Source organism: Hymenobacter sp. BT491, from assembly GCF_014349165.1.
Lineage (GTDB): Bacteria > Bacteroidota > Bacteroidia > Cytophagales > Hymenobacteraceae > Hymenobacter > Hymenobacter jejuensis.
The window spans coordinates 1,037,270-1,054,987 of the sequence record NZ_JACSJJ010000003.1; the positions used below are offsets into that span (position 1 = coordinate 1,037,270).

Annotated in this window: 17 protein-coding genes; 7 read left to right on the plus strand and 10 right to left on the minus strand. The window is 55.9% G+C overall.

Annotated elements, in window-relative coordinates; translation table 11 throughout:
• The first annotated feature begins 79 nt into the window (after nucleotides 1-79).
• Nucleotides 80-3,001 carry an aminomethyl-transferring glycine dehydrogenase gene (gene gcvP, locus H9I52_RS15970; RefSeq protein WP_187454655.1) on the plus strand — a complete coding sequence of 974 codons (2,922 nt, stop codon included), beginning with the start codon at nucleotides 80-82 and terminating at the stop codon, nucleotides 2,999-3,001.
• Between the two features lie 155 nt (nucleotides 3,002-3,156).
• On the opposite strand, the gene H9I52_RS15975 is transcribed toward gcvP, so the two are convergent.
• Complete coding sequence (locus tag H9I52_RS15975; protein ID WP_187454656.1) at nucleotides 3,157-3,453, minus strand: hypothetical protein; 297 nt, start codon at nucleotides 3,451-3,453, stop codon at nucleotides 3,157-3,159.
• Between the two features lie 210 nt (nucleotides 3,454-3,663).
• On the opposite strand from H9I52_RS15975, the gene H9I52_RS15980 reads away from it, so the two are divergent.
• Nucleotides 3,664-4,257, plus strand: a complete 594-nt coding sequence (locus tag H9I52_RS15980; protein WP_165699366.1) for a DUF4136 domain-containing protein — start codon at nucleotides 3,664-3,666, stop codon at nucleotides 4,255-4,257.
• Nucleotides 4,258-4,332: 75 nt separating this feature from the next.
• On the opposite strand, the gene lipA is transcribed toward H9I52_RS15980, so the two are convergent.
• From lipA to H9I52_RS16010, 6 genes are all read right to left on the minus strand, one after another.
• Nucleotides 4,333-5,235 carry a lipoyl synthase gene (lipA, locus tag H9I52_RS15985; protein ID WP_222940546.1) on the minus strand — a complete coding sequence of 301 codons (903 nt, stop codon included), beginning with the start codon at nucleotides 5,233-5,235 and terminating at the stop codon, nucleotides 4,333-4,335.
• A gap of 249 nt (nucleotides 5,236-5,484) precedes the next feature.
• On the minus strand, nucleotides 5,485-6,273 hold the full coding sequence (locus tag H9I52_RS15990) for a hypothetical protein (RefSeq protein ID WP_139515610.1): 789 nt from the start codon (nucleotides 6,271-6,273) through the stop codon (nucleotides 5,485-5,487).
• A 373-nt stretch (nucleotides 6,274-6,646) separates the two neighbouring features.
• Nucleotides 6,647-6,991, minus strand: coding sequence for a bacillithiol system redox-active protein YtxJ (ytxJ, locus tag H9I52_RS15995; protein WP_139515609.1), 345 nt, complete (start codon nucleotides 6,989-6,991; stop codon nucleotides 6,647-6,649).
• 8 nt (nucleotides 6,992-6,999) lie between these two features.
• A complete protein-coding gene (locus H9I52_RS16000; protein WP_187454657.1) occupies nucleotides 7,000-7,320 on the minus strand; it encodes a hypothetical protein in 321 nt (106 codons plus the stop codon).
• Nucleotides 7,321-7,405: 85 nt separating this feature from the next.
• On the minus strand, nucleotides 7,406-7,747 hold the full coding sequence (locus tag H9I52_RS16005; protein WP_222940519.1) for a hypothetical protein: 342 nt from the start codon (nucleotides 7,745-7,747) through the stop codon (nucleotides 7,406-7,408).
• 90 nt (nucleotides 7,748-7,837) lie between these two features.
• Nucleotides 7,838-9,820: a thiamine pyrophosphate-dependent enzyme gene (locus H9I52_RS16010; RefSeq protein ID WP_187454659.1), complete on the minus strand. Its 1,983-nt coding sequence runs from the start codon at nucleotides 9,818-9,820 to the stop codon at nucleotides 7,838-7,840.
• Nucleotides 9,821-9,992: 172 nt separating this feature from the next.
• On the opposite strand from H9I52_RS16010, the gene H9I52_RS16015 reads away from it, so the two are divergent.
• From H9I52_RS16015 to H9I52_RS16030, 4 genes are all read left to right on the plus strand, one after another.
• Nucleotides 9,993-10,193, plus strand: a complete 201-nt coding sequence (locus tag H9I52_RS16015) for a hypothetical protein (RefSeq protein ID WP_187454660.1) — start codon at nucleotides 9,993-9,995, stop codon at nucleotides 10,191-10,193.
• 80 nt (nucleotides 10,194-10,273) lie between these two features.
• Nucleotides 10,274-12,520 carry an N-6 DNA methylase gene (locus H9I52_RS16020; RefSeq protein ID WP_187454661.1) on the plus strand — a complete coding sequence of 749 codons (2,247 nt, stop codon included), beginning with the start codon at nucleotides 10,274-10,276 and terminating at the stop codon, nucleotides 12,518-12,520.
• Between the two features lie 220 nt (nucleotides 12,521-12,740).
• Nucleotides 12,741-13,187, plus strand: a complete 447-nt coding sequence (locus tag H9I52_RS16025; protein ID WP_187454662.1) for a hypothetical protein — start codon at nucleotides 12,741-12,743, stop codon at nucleotides 13,185-13,187.
• 81 nt (nucleotides 13,188-13,268) lie between these two features.
• Nucleotides 13,269-14,549 carry a M16 family metallopeptidase gene (locus H9I52_RS16030; RefSeq protein WP_187454663.1) on the plus strand — a complete coding sequence of 427 codons (1,281 nt, stop codon included), beginning with the start codon at nucleotides 13,269-13,271 and terminating at the stop codon, nucleotides 14,547-14,549.
• A gap of 81 nt (nucleotides 14,550-14,630) precedes the next feature.
• Here the strand turns inward: H9I52_RS16030 and H9I52_RS16035 are convergent, their stop codons facing one another.
• The 3 genes from H9I52_RS16035 to H9I52_RS16045 all read right to left on the minus strand — a co-directional run bounded on the left by H9I52_RS16035 (nucleotide 14,631) and on the right by H9I52_RS16045 (nucleotide 16,308).
• A complete protein-coding gene (locus H9I52_RS16035) occupies nucleotides 14,631-15,203 on the minus strand; it encodes a hypothetical protein (protein ID WP_187454664.1) in 573 nt (190 codons plus the stop codon).
• Between the two features lie 134 nt (nucleotides 15,204-15,337).
• Entirely contained in the window at nucleotides 15,338-15,691 is a 354-nt protein-coding gene (locus H9I52_RS16040; protein ID WP_139515603.1) for a hypothetical protein, read from the minus strand.
• Between the two features lie 134 nt (nucleotides 15,692-15,825).
• Nucleotides 15,826-16,308, minus strand: a complete 483-nt coding sequence (locus H9I52_RS16045; RefSeq protein WP_187454665.1) for a hypothetical protein — start codon at nucleotides 16,306-16,308, stop codon at nucleotides 15,826-15,828.
• 210 nt (nucleotides 16,309-16,518) lie between these two features.
• Between H9I52_RS16045 and pheS the strand changes: the two genes are divergently transcribed.
• On the plus strand, nucleotides 16,519-17,562 hold the full coding sequence (gene pheS / locus H9I52_RS16050) for a phenylalanine--tRNA ligase subunit alpha (RefSeq protein ID WP_187454666.1): 1,044 nt from the start codon (nucleotides 16,519-16,521) through the stop codon (nucleotides 17,560-17,562).
• The last annotated feature ends 156 nt before the right edge of the window (nucleotides 17,563-17,718 follow it).

A 17,718-nucleotide genomic window follows, 5' to 3' on the forward strand; every position in this document is an offset into this window, starting at 1 on the left:
GCGTCGGGTTTTCGCCTTACCTTTGTCTAGGACTCGGCCCCGTAGGCCTCTTTCTGTCGCCACCCTCTAGCTTCTTTTTATGCTTTTGAAGACCAAGCCCGCCGACGTGTTTGTGGACCGTCATAACGGACCCGATGCTGCGGCGGTAGCCGACATGCTGCGTACCATCGGCGTGGACTCGCTGGATCAGCTTATCGACGAAACTGTGCCGGCGGCCATCCGCCTCAAGCGCGAACTCAACCTCCCGACTGCGCTTACCGAGCGCGCGTTCCTGGCCAAGTTCAAGCAGATTGCCGGTCAGAACCGCATTTTCAAAAACTATATCGGTCTGGGCTACCACGACACCCAGATGCCGGCCGTGATCCAGCGCAACATTCTGGAAAATCCGGGTTGGTACACGGCCTACACGCCTTACCAGGCCGAGATTGCCCAAGGTCGCCTCGAAGCGCTGATCAACTTCCAGACGGTCATTATTGATCTGACGGGCCTTGAAATCGCTAACGCCTCCCTGCTCGACGAGGGCACGGCGGCGGCCGAGGCAATGCACATGTTTCACAGCCAGTCGAAAAAGAAGAACGCGACCAAGTTCTTCGTATCGGACTTGGTGTTGCCCCAAACCATCGACGTGCTGCGCACGCGCGCCACGCCGCTCGGCATCGAACTGGTAGTCGGCGACCACCGCACCGCTGATCTGTCGGATGAAGCGCTGTTTGGCGCCATCCTGCAATACCCAGCCGCTGACGGCCAAGTATTTGATTATCAAGATTTTATAAAAGAAGCACACGGCCACAACCTGTTTGTGGTCGTGGCAACCGATCTTTTGTCGCTGACGCTGCTCACTTCGCCCGGCGAAATGGGCGCCGATGCCTGCGTAGGCAACTCGCAGCGCTTCGGGGTGCCAATGGGCTACGGCGGACCGCACGCCGGCTTCTTTGCCACGAAGGACGCCTTCAAGCGCGTTATTCCGGGCCGCATCATTGGTCAAAGCGTGGACGCGGCGGGCAACAAAGCCTACCGCATGGCCCTGCAAACCCGCGAGCAGCACATCCGCCGCGAAAAGGCCACAAGCAACATCTGCACGGCGCAGGTACTGCTGTCGGTGCTGGCGGGCATGTACGCCGTATACCATGGGCCACAGCGCCTTAAGCAATTTGCCACTAACATTCACGCGCACACGCAGTTGCTGGAAAAGCAACTTGCCAGCTTAGGCGCAGAGCAAACCAACGAAGCGTATTTCGACACGCTCAATATTCGTCTGGAAAGCGCGGAGCTGCAACAAGCCGTGAAGCGGGAAGCCGAAGCTGCTGGCATCAACTTCCGCTATTTCGACGACGCCCGCGTCGGCATTTCGCTGCACCAGAATACGGAAGCCAGCGACGTGGCCGAGATCGTGGCGGTGTTTGCCAAAGTATTGGGCAAAACGGCATCCGGAAGCGTGGAATTGCCCGAAGAGGTAGAGTTGACGTGGCCAGCCGGCCTGGTGCGGGAAAGCGAATACCTCACGCACCCCGTCTTCAACATGCACCACAGCGAGCACGAGATGCTGCGCTACATGAAGCAGCTGGAAAACAAGGACTTGAGCCTTGCGCACTCCATGATTGCTTTGGGTTCGTGTACCATGAAGCTCAACGCCACCGCCGAGATGATTCCGGTAACGTGGCCTGAAATCGGAAGCCTGCATCCTTTCGCTCCACGTGAGCAAGCCAAGGGTTACACCCAGATTTTCAATGACTTAGAGGCTTGGTTGTGCGAAGTAACCGGCTTTGCAGCCGTTAGCTTGCAGCCCAACTCCGGTGCGCAGGGCGAATACGCTGGTCTGCTCGTAATCCGGGCGTATCACGAATCGCGCGGTGATCTGCACCGCAACATCGCCCTGATTCCGGCTTCGGCGCACGGCACCAACCCGGCTTCGGCCGTGATGGCCGGCATGCAGGTAGTGGTGGTAAAGAGCACCGAAGACGGCAACATCGACGTCGCCGACCTCAAGCAAAAGGCTGAGCAGCACGCTGCTAACCTTTCGTGCCTGATGGTGACTTACCCCAGCACGCATGGCGTGTACGAGGAAACGATCATCGACATCTGCCAGACCATTCACCAGCACGGCGGCCGCGTGTACATGGACGGCGCCAACATGAATGCGCAGGTTGGCCTGACGTCGCCCGCCACCATCGGTGCCGATGTGTGCCACCTGAACCTGCACAAAACCTTCTGCATTCCGCATGGCGGCGGCGGTCCGGGCGTAGGCCCGATCGGTGTAGTCGCCGACTTAGCGCCGTACCTGCCCGGCCACGTAGTGATCGAAGTAGGCCATGAGAAAGCAACGGGTGCGGTTTCGGCAGCACCTTGGGGCTCGGCCAGCATTCTGCCTATCTCCTACGCTTACATCTCCATGATGGGCGGTGAGGGCTTGAAAGCGGCCACGCAAACGGCTATCCTTAATGCAAACTACATCAAGGCTCGCTTGGAAGAGCATTATCCGGTGCTGTACACGGGCTCTAAAGGCCGTTGTGCCCACGAGATGATCTTGGACTGCCGTCAATTCAAAAAGGCCGGTATTGAAGTCGAGGACATTGCCAAGCGCCTAATGGACTACGGATTTCATGCCCCGACCGTATCGTTTCCGGTGGCGGGCACGCTGATGATTGAGCCGACCGAAAGCGAAAGCAAAGAAGAGCTTGACCGTTTCTGCGAGGCGATGATTTCGATTCGCAAAGAGATCCGCGACGTCGAAGAAGGCCGTGCCGATGCCAAGGAAAACGTGTTGAAGCACGCGCCCCACACAGCAGCTACCGCCCTCACGCACGAATGGACCCGGCCGTATTCCCGCGAACAGGCGGTGTACCCAACCGAGTATACCCGCAGCGCCAAGTTCTGGCCTTCGGTGAGCCGCATTGACTCGGCTTACGGCGACCGCAACCTCATCTGCTCTTGCACGCCGTTGGAAGACTACGTTGATCAGGAGGAGCAACTGGTCGCTACCGACAAAGGCCCTTCGTACTAGCAGCAAGGTTTGGCTGCCAAACAGCAGTTGAGTATCCTACATAGAAAGCGCCCGGCTTATACAAGCCGGGCGCTTTCTATGTTATTGTATTATAAGCAGTTAGGCGAAGCTCAACTTTCAGAAAGAAACCTTGCCGAGAACTGCTCCCAAACGGGCTAGCGCTGCGGGAAGCAAGTGCGGTACATGTACCCGTTCAGCACCTTGCCGTCTTTTGAGACGCGGGCTTTGACAAAATACGCATCTACCGTATCCATAACCTGCACTTCTGCTCCAGAATCAATGGTGGAGAGTTGGGCCGACTGCTTGGTCATACCGTCGTATAGTATACACTCGACTACCGTGTTGTGGGCCACCGGACCTTGATTTTTGCGGTTGCTGCTGCTTTCGTTGTTGGCGGCGCTGCACGAAGCAAGTGCAGCAAGAGATAACAGGAGTAGTAGGCGTGAAGTCATATGATAGGTTTATGCGGGTAAGATAGCAAAATATCAAGCTCAGCCAGCAATATTCAGGAAAATTTAACGTGTAATAGAGCAGCCGACTTTTGCATTCTGGGAACGTTGGTCTATACTGCAACGTTTATAAGACAAGCCGAAAAGCCACCTTTTTCCGAGTTTCGGAAGCGGCCAAAGTAAGCCCCTCACCTAATCATGCAACCAGCTTATATGAACCGTCTCACCCGTTTCTTTGCCCGCCCGGCCGCTTTGGCTGCGGTTGGTCTGTCGTTGTTGTTGGGCGCCTCCAGTTGCACTTCGTCGCGCGTTGGCGTTACCTCGGATTTTGACCACAGCGTGAACTTCCGGAACTACAAAACCTGGGCTTGGTATCCGCAACAAGTCACGGACGCAGAAGGCGGCCCTGCCAAAGGCTACCAATCGTTCTTGGATCAGCGCCTGCGCTCTGCCGTGGAGGCCGAGATGTCGCGCAAAGGCCTGACGCGCGTCGATTCGAACCCTGATTTGTACGTCGCTTACAATGCCAAAGTAGAAGACAAGCAACAAATCTCGCCTTACTACAATGGCTTAGGCTATCCTTATTACGGATATGGCTATGGCTACCGTGGCTACACGCCGGTTACCAACTACCGAGCCGGCACTGTGATCATTGATTTGGTGGATGCTAAGCGCAAAGAACTAGCATGGCGCGGCCAAGGGCAGGCGCAGGTAGACAACCAGACCATTTCGCAGGAAGAAGTGTACCGCATTGTCGGTGGCATCTTGGGCACGTACCCGCCCCAAGACAACCAAGCTCGTCGCTAATACAACGATCTGCTTATCAAAACAAAAGCCCGATTGCAGTGCAATCGGGCTTTTGTTTTGATAAGCTTCACTGCGCTAAATCGGCACGTTTACGTGGCGCTCAGCGTGATAGCTGCTGCGTACCAACGGACCGGACTCTACGTACTTCAGGCCGCGGCGCAAGCCTTCTTCGCGGTAATGGGCAAAGAGATCAGGATGAATAAATTCGGCTACCTCCAGGTGGCGCTTGGTAGGTTGCAGGTACTGGCCAAGCGTCAGGATGTCGAGGCCGTTTTCGACTAAGTCGTCCATGGCTTTATACAGCTCGTCTTTCTGCTCGCCCAAGCCCAGCATGATACCCGATTTGGTGCGCTTGCCAGCCGCTTTCGTGCGCCGGATTTGCTCCAGCGAGCGATCGTATTTGGCCTGCGGACGCACCAAACGATAGAGGCTGCCCACCGTTTCGATGTTGTGCGACACGACTTCTTGTCCGCCAGCGATCATTGTGTCCAGCGCCTCCCAGTTGGCTTTCACGTCGGGAATGAGCGTTTCAATGGTCGTAGAAGGCGAAAGTTCCTTCACGCGCACCACCGTTTCGAGCCAGATGCTAGCCCCGCGGTCTTTGAGCTCGTCGCGGTTAACGGAAGTAATCACGGCGTGCTTCACACCCATGAGTTGGATGGCTTCGGCTACGCGGCGGGGCTCGTCGGTATCGTATTCGTTGGGGCGGCCCGTGGCCACAGCACAAAACGAGCACGAACGCGTGCACACGTTACCCAGAATCATAAAGGTGGCCGTGCCGGCACCCCAGCACTCGCCCATATTAGGACAATTTCCGCTTTCGCAGATGGTATGCAGTTTGTGTTCGTCCACTAGGCGGCGAACGTTGGCGTAGGCTGGGCCTACGGGGAGCTTCACGCGGAGCCAGTCGGGCTTGCGTGGTTTGGCAGGAGCGGCCGGAGCAGCCGCTTCGGGCTGAATGATGGGCAGGGTCAGCAACAATTCGTCCATGCTGCAAAGGTAGTTATCAGTTGCCGGTTGCCAGTTACCCGGTCCGGGGAGAAGTTAGTTTCCCCTCAACAAAGAGAGCCGCCGTTTTGTGCTGCGGTTTTCACTATTGAGCGTTCGTCGTCTTCGTGTAGAAAAGCAAAAGGCCTCGTCCGTCGCGAACCAAGAGCCAAAGCTCTGTTCAGCGTGACAAGGCCAGCACAATACAGATTATTTTATATTTATCTGTACATCATGTAGTTAACTCCTGTGACCCAAATATAAGGTCAGGTATACAGAAGGGAAGAAACGGTTATTGAGCTTGCTATCGGGCACGGTGTTAGCGCGCAGAATGGTGAGACGGTTAGGATACATCTCAAACAAAAAGCCCGTTTCGATACCCGCCACAGCGTCGCGGTAGCGGCCGTACTCGAAGCTGAGCGCGCCGCGCACATGCGCCCCAATGTTGGCCTTGAACTCGCCCGCCCCCGAAAACAACGGCGCACGATCAACGATCAGGCTGCCATTGGAATGCTTAAACGGATCGTACTGCTCGGCCCGGATGTCTTCGGAGGTAAGGGGCCGCCCGTTGGGGTCGCGCTGGGTATAATCGTAGTAGATGTAATAAGGCATCAGCAAGCCAATGGAAGGGCCCGCCCCCGCCAGCGCATTCACCTGCACGCCCGATTCGGGAGCTTTGCGGAAGATAACCCGCTGAGCACCAAAGGAAGGCCGCAACACAAACAGGTAGTTGCTCTTGCCGATCACGAAGGTGCCGCCGGTGTTGGGGTTCACCACTTTCTGCTCCTTGGGGTGCTTCACCTCCACGCCTTCAATGCTCCAGAACCGCGCCCAGTCCTGCGACAGAACGTGGGTCGAGCGCACCGCTACGCCACCGATGAGGCCGCCTTGCGTATTGAAATTCACACCGTACGTGAATTCCTTCCGGTACGAGGGCTCGTCGGAAGAAGTAGTACCCTGCGCCCGCGCCACCGTACCGGCGCCCAAGGTAGCAAGCAGGAAGAATCCGGAAGTGAGATAAGTGCGCACAGCTAACAACGAAGCTTGAAAGGAATAGAACCAATAAGGGCGCGGCGTGTTAGGTCCAACGCTATCGAAAGTACGTAAATTTATAGCCATCGTATCGTCATATTTTGAACTACAAATTGCACTGCTGCTCGCTATAGCGGCCAGTCGGCGCCCCAAAGCCGTGCCCAGGCCCGATGGCTGGCTAGAGTAAGACCAGGCTTTGCTTGAAAACATCGCCCGGACGTGCCCGCTGGCGCTTATTCTGAACCCGCAAAGCCGGCAGCAGGTTCAGTTTTCCTGCCGGCTGCAAACCGAATAAAATAGCTGCCATGCGGCGCGAAAAAGGATTCGGCGAAGCATGGCAGCTACGATGTATAACTAACTGATTGGCTGATTATTGCGCTAGTTGGTTTTTTATGTCGCTCAACCGAATTCCCATGTGGGAAGCATCGTAGCGGCACTCGCCGTCTTGGATCAGCAGCAGTTGCGGCGATTCGTGCCGAACGCCAAACTGCTGCGCGATTTCGGCCGAAATCGGGCGGTAGCGGAGCAGGTCGAGGTAGTAGATTTTTGCTTCTTGCAGGCCCGCTTCGTCCCACTGGCGCTCCAATTTGCTTTTGGCCGCCGCGCTGATGGAGCAACTCGTGCTGTGCTTAAAAATCATGACCGGCTGCTCGTGCGACTCGCGTACGATATCGGTTAGTTGTTCGGGCTGGGTGAGTGGTTGCCAGGATATCATGGGGAAAGTCAGTTTTGTGGCGTGGATTTCTTCTTACGAAGACGCAAACTCACGTGCGATGGTTCGCTTACGCGCGGCATACCGCTGTTATCGAACTTAAACTTATCGCGGCCGTCGCTCTGGGTGATTTGCCGGCCGCTGGCGCCCCGCTTGAAGGTGGCTTTGTTGACGGCCAAATGTGAGTCTTTGTATTCGGCAGACGAACGGCGAGCATCGCGCAGCGCCTTGCGGTTTTCGGACCGTTGCTTGCCCGGCGAAATGGATTTTGTTTGAGCCGCCGCAGCCGACATACCACAGAACAACACAGCCGCAACCAAGAACAGACGCATAGACGGATACACTAAAAAAACGGGGATTGAGAGGGTAGCAGCCTTTCGTTGTACGCAAAACGACACCACCAGGCTAACGCGATAACTAGAAAGGCAGCGTGATACCCAGGAATTTGCGCTGCCCGACTTTGTGCTTCAGACGCCGCCGCTCGTACTTGCTTTTTTTCAATAGCCCGTGCTTGTCGTAGCTGTTTTTCTGGGGCTTGATTTCGGTGGCCGGGCCGCCTAGAGTTCGGCCGTCGGCGGCTTGGTCAGCCGGAGCTTTGCTGGCCTTCACTTTGGGTTGAGGAGGCCCGGTGGGAGTAGGCAGCCGATAGGGCCGGCACGCCCCGAGGAGCAACACGCTCAACAAAACAAACCCTACGCTCCGGCGCAACACACGCGAAATACTCAAACTCATGACGCCAACTGGCACGTTAGTAAGCACGAAATCAAGCAGAAAGATAACGACTCCGGAAGAATCCTAAACAATAATTCACAAATACTTGTAAGTCAGATAGTTAATAGATATCACTTCTTAATAAGCCAATAGCTTCTCGACGCGCTCGCGCAGGCGCTGCTGTGGTAGGAAAATCTTTTCCAGCGGCGGCGCAAACGGCACGGCGGTATCCAGCGAGGCCACGCGCTGCACCGGCGCATCTAGGTGCTGAAAACAATGCTCCGCAATCCAGGCCGCGATTTCGCCGCCAAGGCCGCCCGTGAGCGTGTCTTCGTGCAGCAGGATTACGCGACCAGTTTTTCTAACTGTCTTTCGCACAGCCTCTTCGTCCCAGGGCAAGAGGGTGCGCAAATCCAAGATATCCGCCGAAAGGTTGAGTTCGTCGGCCAGTTGTGTGGCCCAATGCACGCCCATTCCGTAGGTAATGATGCTCATCTCCTCCCCTTCGCGCACCAGGGCCGCTTTGCCGATGGGCGTGGTATAATAAGCATCCGGCACGGGGCCACTAATGGAGCGGTAGAGCAGCTTGTGCTCGAAGTACATGACGGGGTTGGGATCTTCGATGGCAGCGTTCAATAACCCCTTGGCATCGTGAGGGTTAGAGGGGAACACCACCTTCAGGCCCGGCGTGTGGGTAAACCACGCTTCGTTGCTTTGCGAGTGAAACGGCCCCGCCGCCGAGCCAGCACCGGTAGGCATGCGCACTACCACGTCGGCGTGTTGTCCCCAACGGTAATAGCTCTTGGCTAAGTTGTTGACAATCTGATTGAAGCCACAGGTTACGAAGTCGGCAAACTGCATCTCGACCATCGCCTTTTTGCCCCGGATGCTCAGCCCCAGGCCTACGCCCAGAATGGCCGATTCGCACAGTGGGGTATTGCGCACGCGCTCCTTGCCAAACTGCGCTACGAAGCCGTCCGTAATTTTGAACACGCCACCATACTCGGCAATGTCTTGGCCCATGAGCACCAGTTCGGGGTAGCGCTCCATGCTCTGGCGCAGGCCGTCGGAAATGGCGTCTACGTAGCGTTTTTCGGTGCTGGGTGCGTCGGCAGCGGGTTGTTCCGAGCTAGCTGGCTCGAAGGGCTGGTACATGTCAGCTATTTCGGTGGCCACATCGGCTACCGGCATAGGCAGTGCATCTGCCACCTTCAGGCCTTCCTCAATTTCGCGCTTGATGGTTTCGCGGAAGCGCATGCGGGCTTCCTGATCCAGCAGATTTTCGTCGAGCAGCCACTTTTCGTAGGTTTCGACCGGGTCTTTCTGAGCCCATTCCTCAAACAGCTCCTGCGGTACGTACTTGGTACCGGAGGCCTCCTCGTGGCCGCGCATCCGGAAAGTCAGGGCTTCGAGCAGGATAGGCCGCGGGTTTTGGCGGAGGTCTTCGGCGAGGCGGCGCACCGTGTCGTACACTTCCAGCACATTATTGCCGTCAATCTGCACGGCCTCCATGCCGTAAGCGGGACCTTTGTCGGTAAACGACTTGAACCGGAACTGCTCGTTGCTGGGCGTACTCAGGCCGTACCCGTTGTTTTCGATCATGAAGATGACCGGCAGCTGCCACACGGCTGCCACGTTCAGCGCCTCGTGGAAATCGCCTTCCGAAGCGCCGCCGTCGCCGCTGTACACCAGCGTCACTTTATGCTTTTTATCCAGCAGATCAGCCAGCGCAATGCCGTCAGCTACAGCGAGTTGCGGCCCCAGGTGCGAGATCATGCCCACGATGTGGTGCTCGTTGGTACCGAAATGAAAGGAGCGGTCGCGGCCTTTGGTAAAACCGTGGGTTTTGCCCTGCCACTGCGCAAACAGCCGGTCGAGCGGTACGTTGCGGCCCGTAAACACGCCCAAGTTGCGGTGCAGCGGCAAAATGTATTCATCGGCTTCCAAGGCCAGCGTGCTGCCTACCGAGATGGCTTCCTGCCCAATGCCTGAAAACCACTTACTTACCTTCCCCTGCCGAAGCAGAATGAGCATTTTTTCCTCAATCAGGCGCGGTTTGAGCAGGTTTTGGTAGAGGTGCAGCAGCACATCCTGGGAGTACTCTTTACGGTTGAAGACCATAGCGGGCGGGTGGAAAGATTGGCGGTGCCAAAAGTACGGGTTTGGCCGGGAAGGAAAATTATAGAGCCGCCTTTGCAGAATTCGCGACTGCATGTCGCATCAATTGTATTCCGCCCCAAGCTTACTATGTACCTTTGAAACTAACCTATATCCGACATCTCATTCCGGAAAAATGAATTCTTTGTCTATCGTACAAAACTATCTTAACCGTATTTCCAGCGCCAATAATGAAACCGTACGGAAGGAATACTTCAGCAATTACCTCAATCAAGCCTTCGGAAAAAGCGAAGACGCTCGTGCCATTATCAATGACTTTGCGGCTGGCGCAGAGCGTAAAGTATTGAATATCAGCAAAAAACATAGGGGGGGGTAGTAACTAAGACAGGCTTTGCCGATACGCAGTACCGGAAAGTCATCATCGAGTTTGAAAGTGACATTAAGGCTCCGGCAAAGTTGCGGCACGCCGAGTTTCAGTTGCAGGAATACTTCGCCGGCAATTTCAACTCCCACCAAACCGAGGATTTCCGGCTGCTAGCCACCGACGGCATACGATGGAAAGTGTATGGCGTAGCGCCCGATAGCTACCTCAACAAAACCTATTTGGCACCTGAGGACGTGAAGCTAAAGGAAACTGAGGCATTTACGCTCAGCACGGCCACACTCGACGGGTTTCAGGCCTTCATCGACCGGCACCTGTTCCGACTCGAAAAGCAGACGCCGACTCTCGACAATATTCTGCTCGATTTCGGCGACACTTCTGTATTGTTTATGCAGGCCTATGGGCAACTGAAAGCCCTCTATGAGGAGGTCCGGCACGAACCTGAGTTGGCTACTGCTTACAAAGAATGGCAGAAATTCATGAGTGTGGCGTACGGCTCATTCGAGGGCTCCGGCGATGTATTTGTGGTGCATACTTACCTGAGTGTGTTTGCCAAGCTTATTGCTTACGAGCTACTAACCCGCGATCCGCACATTGACGATGAGGAGATGCGCCGCGTGCTCGACGGCTCCATGTTTGAGCAGTTTCAAGTCGCCAACTTCGTGGAGGCCGATTTTTACCAGTGGGTGACCATACCTCGATATTTTCGCCGGCTGTTGCCTGCATTTCAGCGCATTGCGGCGCAAATTTCCGACTACGACTTTGCCCGCACCGAAGCCGATATTCTGAAGGGAGTATACCAGCACCTCATCGACGTGGGTACCCGGCAGGCATTGGGCGAGTACTACACGCCCGATTGGCTGTGCCGACAGGTAGCAGAGCATTTTGACTTCGAGCGCACGGCTCGTGTGCTGGACCCAGCCTGCGGCAGCGGCTCGTTTTTGCTGGCAACGGTGCGGCGCCTGACCCAGCTTCACCCCGACCTCACGGTGGAGGAACTGTGCCAACAGGTGGCAGGCATTGATATTCACCCCTTGTCGGTCCAGATTGCTAAAACCACTTTACTGCTGGCGCTGGGTCAGGAGCGCGTAAGCCAAGCCCGCCAGCCGGTACACCTGCGTGTATACCTCTCCAACTCTTTGCTGATGCCGCTCAAGCGAGCCGACCTCGCCATGTTTCAGGAAGAATTCAGGCTGTACATCGACCGCAAACCGGTATTTCTGCCGAACGAAACGCTCAACCATCCCGAGCTTTTCGATAGAGCAGTGAGAGTGGCCGAGTACTTTGCCGTCGAAACCCAGGGCAGCGACCCGGTATCGGAAGCTACTCTCACCCAGGCCATTGCCCAGCGCAACCCCAATACGCCCGCGCAGCTGCACGACAAGTTTTACGATGTATATCGCGAGTTGAAGCGCGCCAAGGAAAAGCGCCACGACTCTATTTGGCAGTTTATGCTGCTTAATACGTACCGGCCGTTCTTCCTGCGCCAACAGTTCGACTACGTGCTCGGCAACCCGCCGTGGTTTACTTATAATTCGGTAAGGAACGCCGACTACCAGAAGCTGCTGCTCCAACTAGCGAAGGCCCACGGTCTCGAACCCAAGCGCAAGGCCTTGATGCCTCAACTCGAAATTGCAGCCATTTTTCTGAGCCACATCAGTAGCTATTTGCTGCGGCAGGGTGGGCAACTGGCCTTTGTACTGCCGCGTAGCTTCCTGTCGTCCGACCAGCACGAAGCCACACGCGGGGGCGTAGCCCAGGGATTCCGCCTCACCGGCATCTGGGACTTGCAGGGCGTTCAGCCGCTGTTTCCGGTGCCGGCCTGCGTACTGTTTGCTCAGGCTTGGCCGGTGCTACGCCAGCCGCCAGCCGAAGGGCTGCCGGGCCTCAGCTGGAAAGGGCGCGTACCTTCGGGCCGCCCCAATGCCACTTGGGAGCAGGTCAAGCATCGGCTCGTATCTACTGATACCCAATGGTTTCTGACTAAGAAGAAAACAGGGTCGGCGTTTACAACCTCCGCAGCTGACCACAAACAAGGCGAGAATTACTATAGGTCTTTGTTCCGTCAAGGAGCTTCAATTCTGCCCCGAAGCTTTTACTTCGTAGTAACTGAAGGAAAACAACCGCCAGATTGGAAGAACCGCATTATTCATGTTCACTCAGATGAGGAGAATGAGAAATTTGGTGACGCCCGATGGAAAGGCTTGATGCAACACGGACGAATCAATACTAACTTTCTATTTCGAACGGCGCTGGCTCGTCACTTAATTCCATTCGGTCTAATTGCCCCCGCCTTTGATATTGCTTCCAATCGAGTTTGAACAAAAAGTTGAGCAGGACATTTCCAAAACTTTTGTGAAGCTGCTACCTCCCCCAGATTTACTAAACAAGGGCCATCTCGAAATGAGTTCTTGGTTTACTAAATCCTCAGACGTATGGGAGGCGAACAAGACAGAACGAGGCGCCTCTATGACGCTGCTGAAGCGCCTAGATTTTCAAAAAGGTCTTGTGCAACAAGATTTTGATGCTCCCTTTATAGTTATGTATTCGGGTTCTGCCAAAGACGCCAATGCTGTGGTATACGAGCGCGGTACTTTAGATCTGGAGTTTGTGGTAGATAAAGCAGCTTACGCGTATTATACTCACGATGCCAATGAGGCCGCTTACCTAGCTGCATTCCTGAATTCCGATGCAGCCAACGAAGCCATGAAGCCGTTTCAATCCAGTGGCCTGTTTGGTGCCCGCGATGTGTCGCGCAAAATCCTGGACGTGCCTCTGCCCCGCTTCGACGCGTCCAACCCGCTGCATATGGGCCTCGCCGAACAAGCCCGCGCCTGCGCAGTAGAAGTTGCCCGCTACATCGATCAGCAACAACTTGGTAGTCAAGATTATAACGTGGGCAAAGTACGCCTCTATGTGCGCCAAACGCTGTTGCGCCCCCAACTTACGGCCATTGATGCGTTGCTGCGGGAGCTGCTTGGTTTGTAGCGTGTCTTATATTGCACTTAAACCTGTACCCTGTTTCTCAGGTTACTAGAATGCGGCCTCGTCTGATTTCCTATTGCCCTCATGATTCATTTCGAAGAATTCACCCTCGCTAACGGCCTGCGCTGCATTGTGCACGAAGACCATACTACGCCCATTGCCGTGCTCAACGTGCTTTACAACGTCGGCTCGCGCGACGAAGACCCGGAACACACGGGCTTCGCGCATCTATTTGAGCATCTGATGTTTAGCGGCTCGGTTAATATTCCGAGCTACGATGAACCGTTGCAGATGGTGGGCGGCGAGAACAATGCCTTCACCTCCCCCGACATTACCAACTATTACCTCACGCTGCCCGCCAACAACATCGAAACCGGCTTCTGGCTGGAGTCGGACCGGATGCTGAGCCTGGCTTTCTCTGAGAATGGCCTCGAAGTGCAGCGCAAAGTGGTGGTCGAAGAGTTTAAGCAGAACTACCTCAACCAGCCTTATGGCGATGTGTGGCTGAAGCTGCGGCCGCTCGCGTATCAAAAACACCCCTACAACTGGGCCACCATCGGCAAAGAAGTCAGCCACATCGAGAACGCCGTGATGGACGACGTACGGGCGTTTTTTGCAAAGCATTACTCACCGGCCAACGCGATTTTGGTGGTGGCCGGCGCGGTTACGCTGGCCGATGCTAAGCGCTTGGCCGAGAAGTGGTTCGGCCCGATTCCAGGGGGCACCAAGTACGAGCGCCAGCTCCCCGCAGAGCCGCGCCAGACCGAGCCGCGCTTCCTCGAAACAACTGCCGATGTGCCGCTGAGCGCGCTCTACAAAGTGTACCACATGCCCAGCCGCCAAGATCCCAACTACTACACCGTAGACCTGCTCAGCGATGTATTGGGTCGGGGCAAATCGTCGCGGCTGTACCAACGTTTGGTGAAAGATCGGCCCTTGTTCAACTCCATTTCGGCTTCCGTAACGGGCTCGCTGGAGCCGGGTTTGGTGGTCATCAGCGGCAAACCCAACGCTGGCGTAACGCTTGAGCAGGCCGATGCTGCCGTGCAGGAAGTAATAGAAGAGCTGCGCTCGGAGCTGGTGCCAGCCGAAGAACTGGAAAAGGTCAAGAATCAGGCAGAGTCCAGCATCGTTTTCGGAGAGATTGAGCTGCTCAACCGAGCCATGAACCTCGCTTACTGCAAGCTGATGGGCGACGCCAATCTCGTAAATCAGGAAAGTGCTAATATTCAAGCAGTTACCCCAGAGGCGATATTAGCCGCTGCGCAGGAGGTATTGCGACCCGAGAATAGCAGTACGCTGTATTACCGGGCCGAGCCTAAGGCTCCCGCTGAAACCTTATTGCTGGCTGCGGAGGCCGAGTAACTCAAATTTTACCCCAACAAAAAGCCCCCCTGCTGAGCAGGGGGGCTTTTTGTTGGGGTAATTAGAATACTGGAAGCCAGATTACCAGCCGCTGTTGCTATTGCCCCAACCATCGTTGGCCACCTTTTTTGGTGCTGGTTTTTTAGCCGGCGCAGCTGCTGGCTTGCGCGTGGCGGGCGTTGCCTTTAAGCTAGAAGCAGTAGATGTAGGTTGAGGTGCCGCTACCGGAGCAGCAGTTGCGGGCGCAGCAGCCGGAGTTGCCTCAGGAGCCACGGCCCCGGCAGCAGGCGTAGTAGCCGTAGCGGCAGCAGCGTTTTGCACGGGCGATAGCGCAGGCGCAGTTGATCTTACCGTAGGCCGATTTACCGGACGACCACCCATAGGGCGGCCCCGATAGTCGTAGCGCACGCGCATCGGAGGCGACGACGTGAAACCGGGTGCGGTTATCTGACCTTCTGACCGCCACATGGGGTCAGAATCGTTATCCGTTGCAGCAGGCGTTGCCCACTGAGAAGCGGCATCGGGCTTAGCAGAAGTAGTTGCCGGTGCGGCGGCAGGCTGAGCCGGCGCGGTGGTAGTGGTTTGCTGGGCCAGCGCAGCCGAGCTGCTGAGGGTAGCTACCGCTAATAAACACGGAAAGAAGAAACGTGACATATAGAAGGTGTGCATTAGCAGTGAGAGGTCGTTACTGCTTTATACGCACGAGCGTCTTTAAAAGTGCCTTCTGCAAACCGATTCTCCGATCAGTGCAAATTAAGATGAGTTTCGAAAAACTCAGAAAACAGCTGTTAGCGGCGTTTTGAGGTAGTAGTAGACGTTTTGGTCGGCACTTCCGAAGAGATAGACGTTGCGCCCAATACTGGTTTTGTTTTCTTCTTCAGCGGACGGCCCATGTAGTCGGTGGTGGGAGGCGCTGGCATGTTGATGCGCATTCCCGGAGCAAGCTTCATGTCTTCTTCGTTGCGGCGGTTAGCCCGATTATACGCCATATACGCCCCCGACCGCGCCCGGCGCGTACCCGAAGCGCTGGTGCCGTGGTAACCGCCCTTTACCTTGGTCTTGGTTTGTTGAGCCAGGGCTTGGGTTTCACTAAGTCCAACCAGTAGGCAGGCACACGACGCAAGTAAGAGGAACTTTCTCATGGGAAGAAGACGGACTAGAGGAAATACAATGACGCTCGGTAAGGGGGTATACGGCGAAACGCAGCCCATGGATTATTCCAACCGAAGCCGGGCCACGAAAGGTGGCCCGGCTTCGGTTACAGAGGCGATTTAGCCTACCAAGAATCGGCGCTGGCAGATGCTCCGACTGGCTCCAGGGAGGTAGGCTGGGTGCCCAGCGTGGAGTTGCTGCGGCGCACCGGCTGGTGCAGCGGACGCCCCCAGTAATCGGTGCTGGGGCGCTCATTGGCCGTCATGCTCATGCCCGGCGCAACCATGATGCCCGAGTAATAAGCAGGCATTTCCTCGGTGGGCATTTCTCCAACGTTAGTTCTGGCGCGCCGCGCCTTAGCTTTCGCTTTGATGGGGCGGCCATTGTAATCGGTGCTGGGTTTGTCGTGCAGGCTTAGGCTCATGCCGGGCGCACTCATCCAACCCGTGTTGTAGTCTTTAGAAGCCTCTTCGGAGGCAGGTGCAGCCGTGGCCCATGGGTCAACCGCGGCGGGTTGAGCAACCGTTGAAGAAGCAGACTGCGCTTTGGCGCCAGCACTTACAAACAGCGCGGCCACTATGAACAAGGAAGAAAGAAGGCGATTCATAACAAGAAGTAAATCAACGTGATAGAAAGGAACTAAGCATGCCGACGTGCTTCCGATAGAGTGTGGGGCGCCTCCTCTTTCCATCTGTTTCGCGGCTGGTAGTGCTACTTAATACAGCAATCGTACCAATTTCCTATTCCGGGCTCGTTACCGCTTCTGGGCCGGCTGGCGTGCGTTTTGTTGGCCTACGAACCGTACCTTTGCCTTACTATGCAGGAGAATATCACGCAACTACGGGCCGAAATCGAAGCCTACGATGTTACTTCCCCGGAACAGCTCGACCAGTTCCGCATCGCCTTCACCGGCCGCAAAGGCCAGCTAGCCGATTTGTTCGACCAGCTCAAGACGGTGCCGCAGGAGCAGCGCCGCGCTGTGGGTCAGGAGCTTAACCAGCTCAAGCAGCAAGCGCTGGACAAGTTCAACGCCCGCCAGCAGGCGTTGGAAGCCGCCGCGCAAAATGCCCCCGCCGACCCGTATTTCGACTATACGCTGCCCGTTGTGCCTAATGCCTTGGGCACGCGCCACCCGCTGTCGCTGGTGCGCGAGGAGATGGTGCGGATATTCTCCCGCATCGGCTTCAACGTCGCCGAAGGGCCTGAGATTGAGGACGATTGGCACAACTTCACGGCCCTCAACTTCCCCGAAAACCACCCGGCCCGCGACATGCAGGATACGTTCTTCGTGACACGCGACCCCGCCAATCCCGGCAACGACCACCTGCTGCGCACGCACACCAGCACCGTGCAGGTGCGGGTGATGGAATCGCAGAAGCCGCCGATCCGCAGCATTATGCCTGGCCGCGTGTTCCGCAACGAAGCTATTTCGGCCCGCGCCCACATGATGTTTCATCAGGTGGAAGGCATTTTCATTGACGAAGGCGTCAGCTTCGCCGACCTGAAGCAAACCGTGTATTACTTCGTGCAGGAGATGTTTGGACAGGATATCCAGATTCGTTTCCGGCCGTCGTTCTTCCCCTTCACCGAGCCCAGCGCCGAAATCGACATCACCTGCCTGATTTGCAAAGGCACGGGTTGCAACATCTGCAAATACACGGGGTGGGTAGAAATTGGCGGCTGCGGCATGGTCGACCCCAACGTGCTGGAGAAGAGCGGTATCGACCCCGAACGCTATTCGGGTTACGCTTGGGGCATGGGCATCGAGCGCATCACAATGCTCAAATACCAGATCAAAGACCTGCGCTTGTTCACCGAAAACGACATGCGCTTCCTGCGCCAGTTTGAGAGCGTGCAGTAAGGAAATATATTTCTTTATCCCTGCGCCCGTCAGCACGAACGAAGGGAAGAACGCTACATGAGCGCTAACTCCTTTTAAGTAAGTAGCGTAGCAGCAAAGCGGTCGACATACTTCACTGCGTTCCTGATGACAAAAGTATTTCTGCTAAATTCCTTA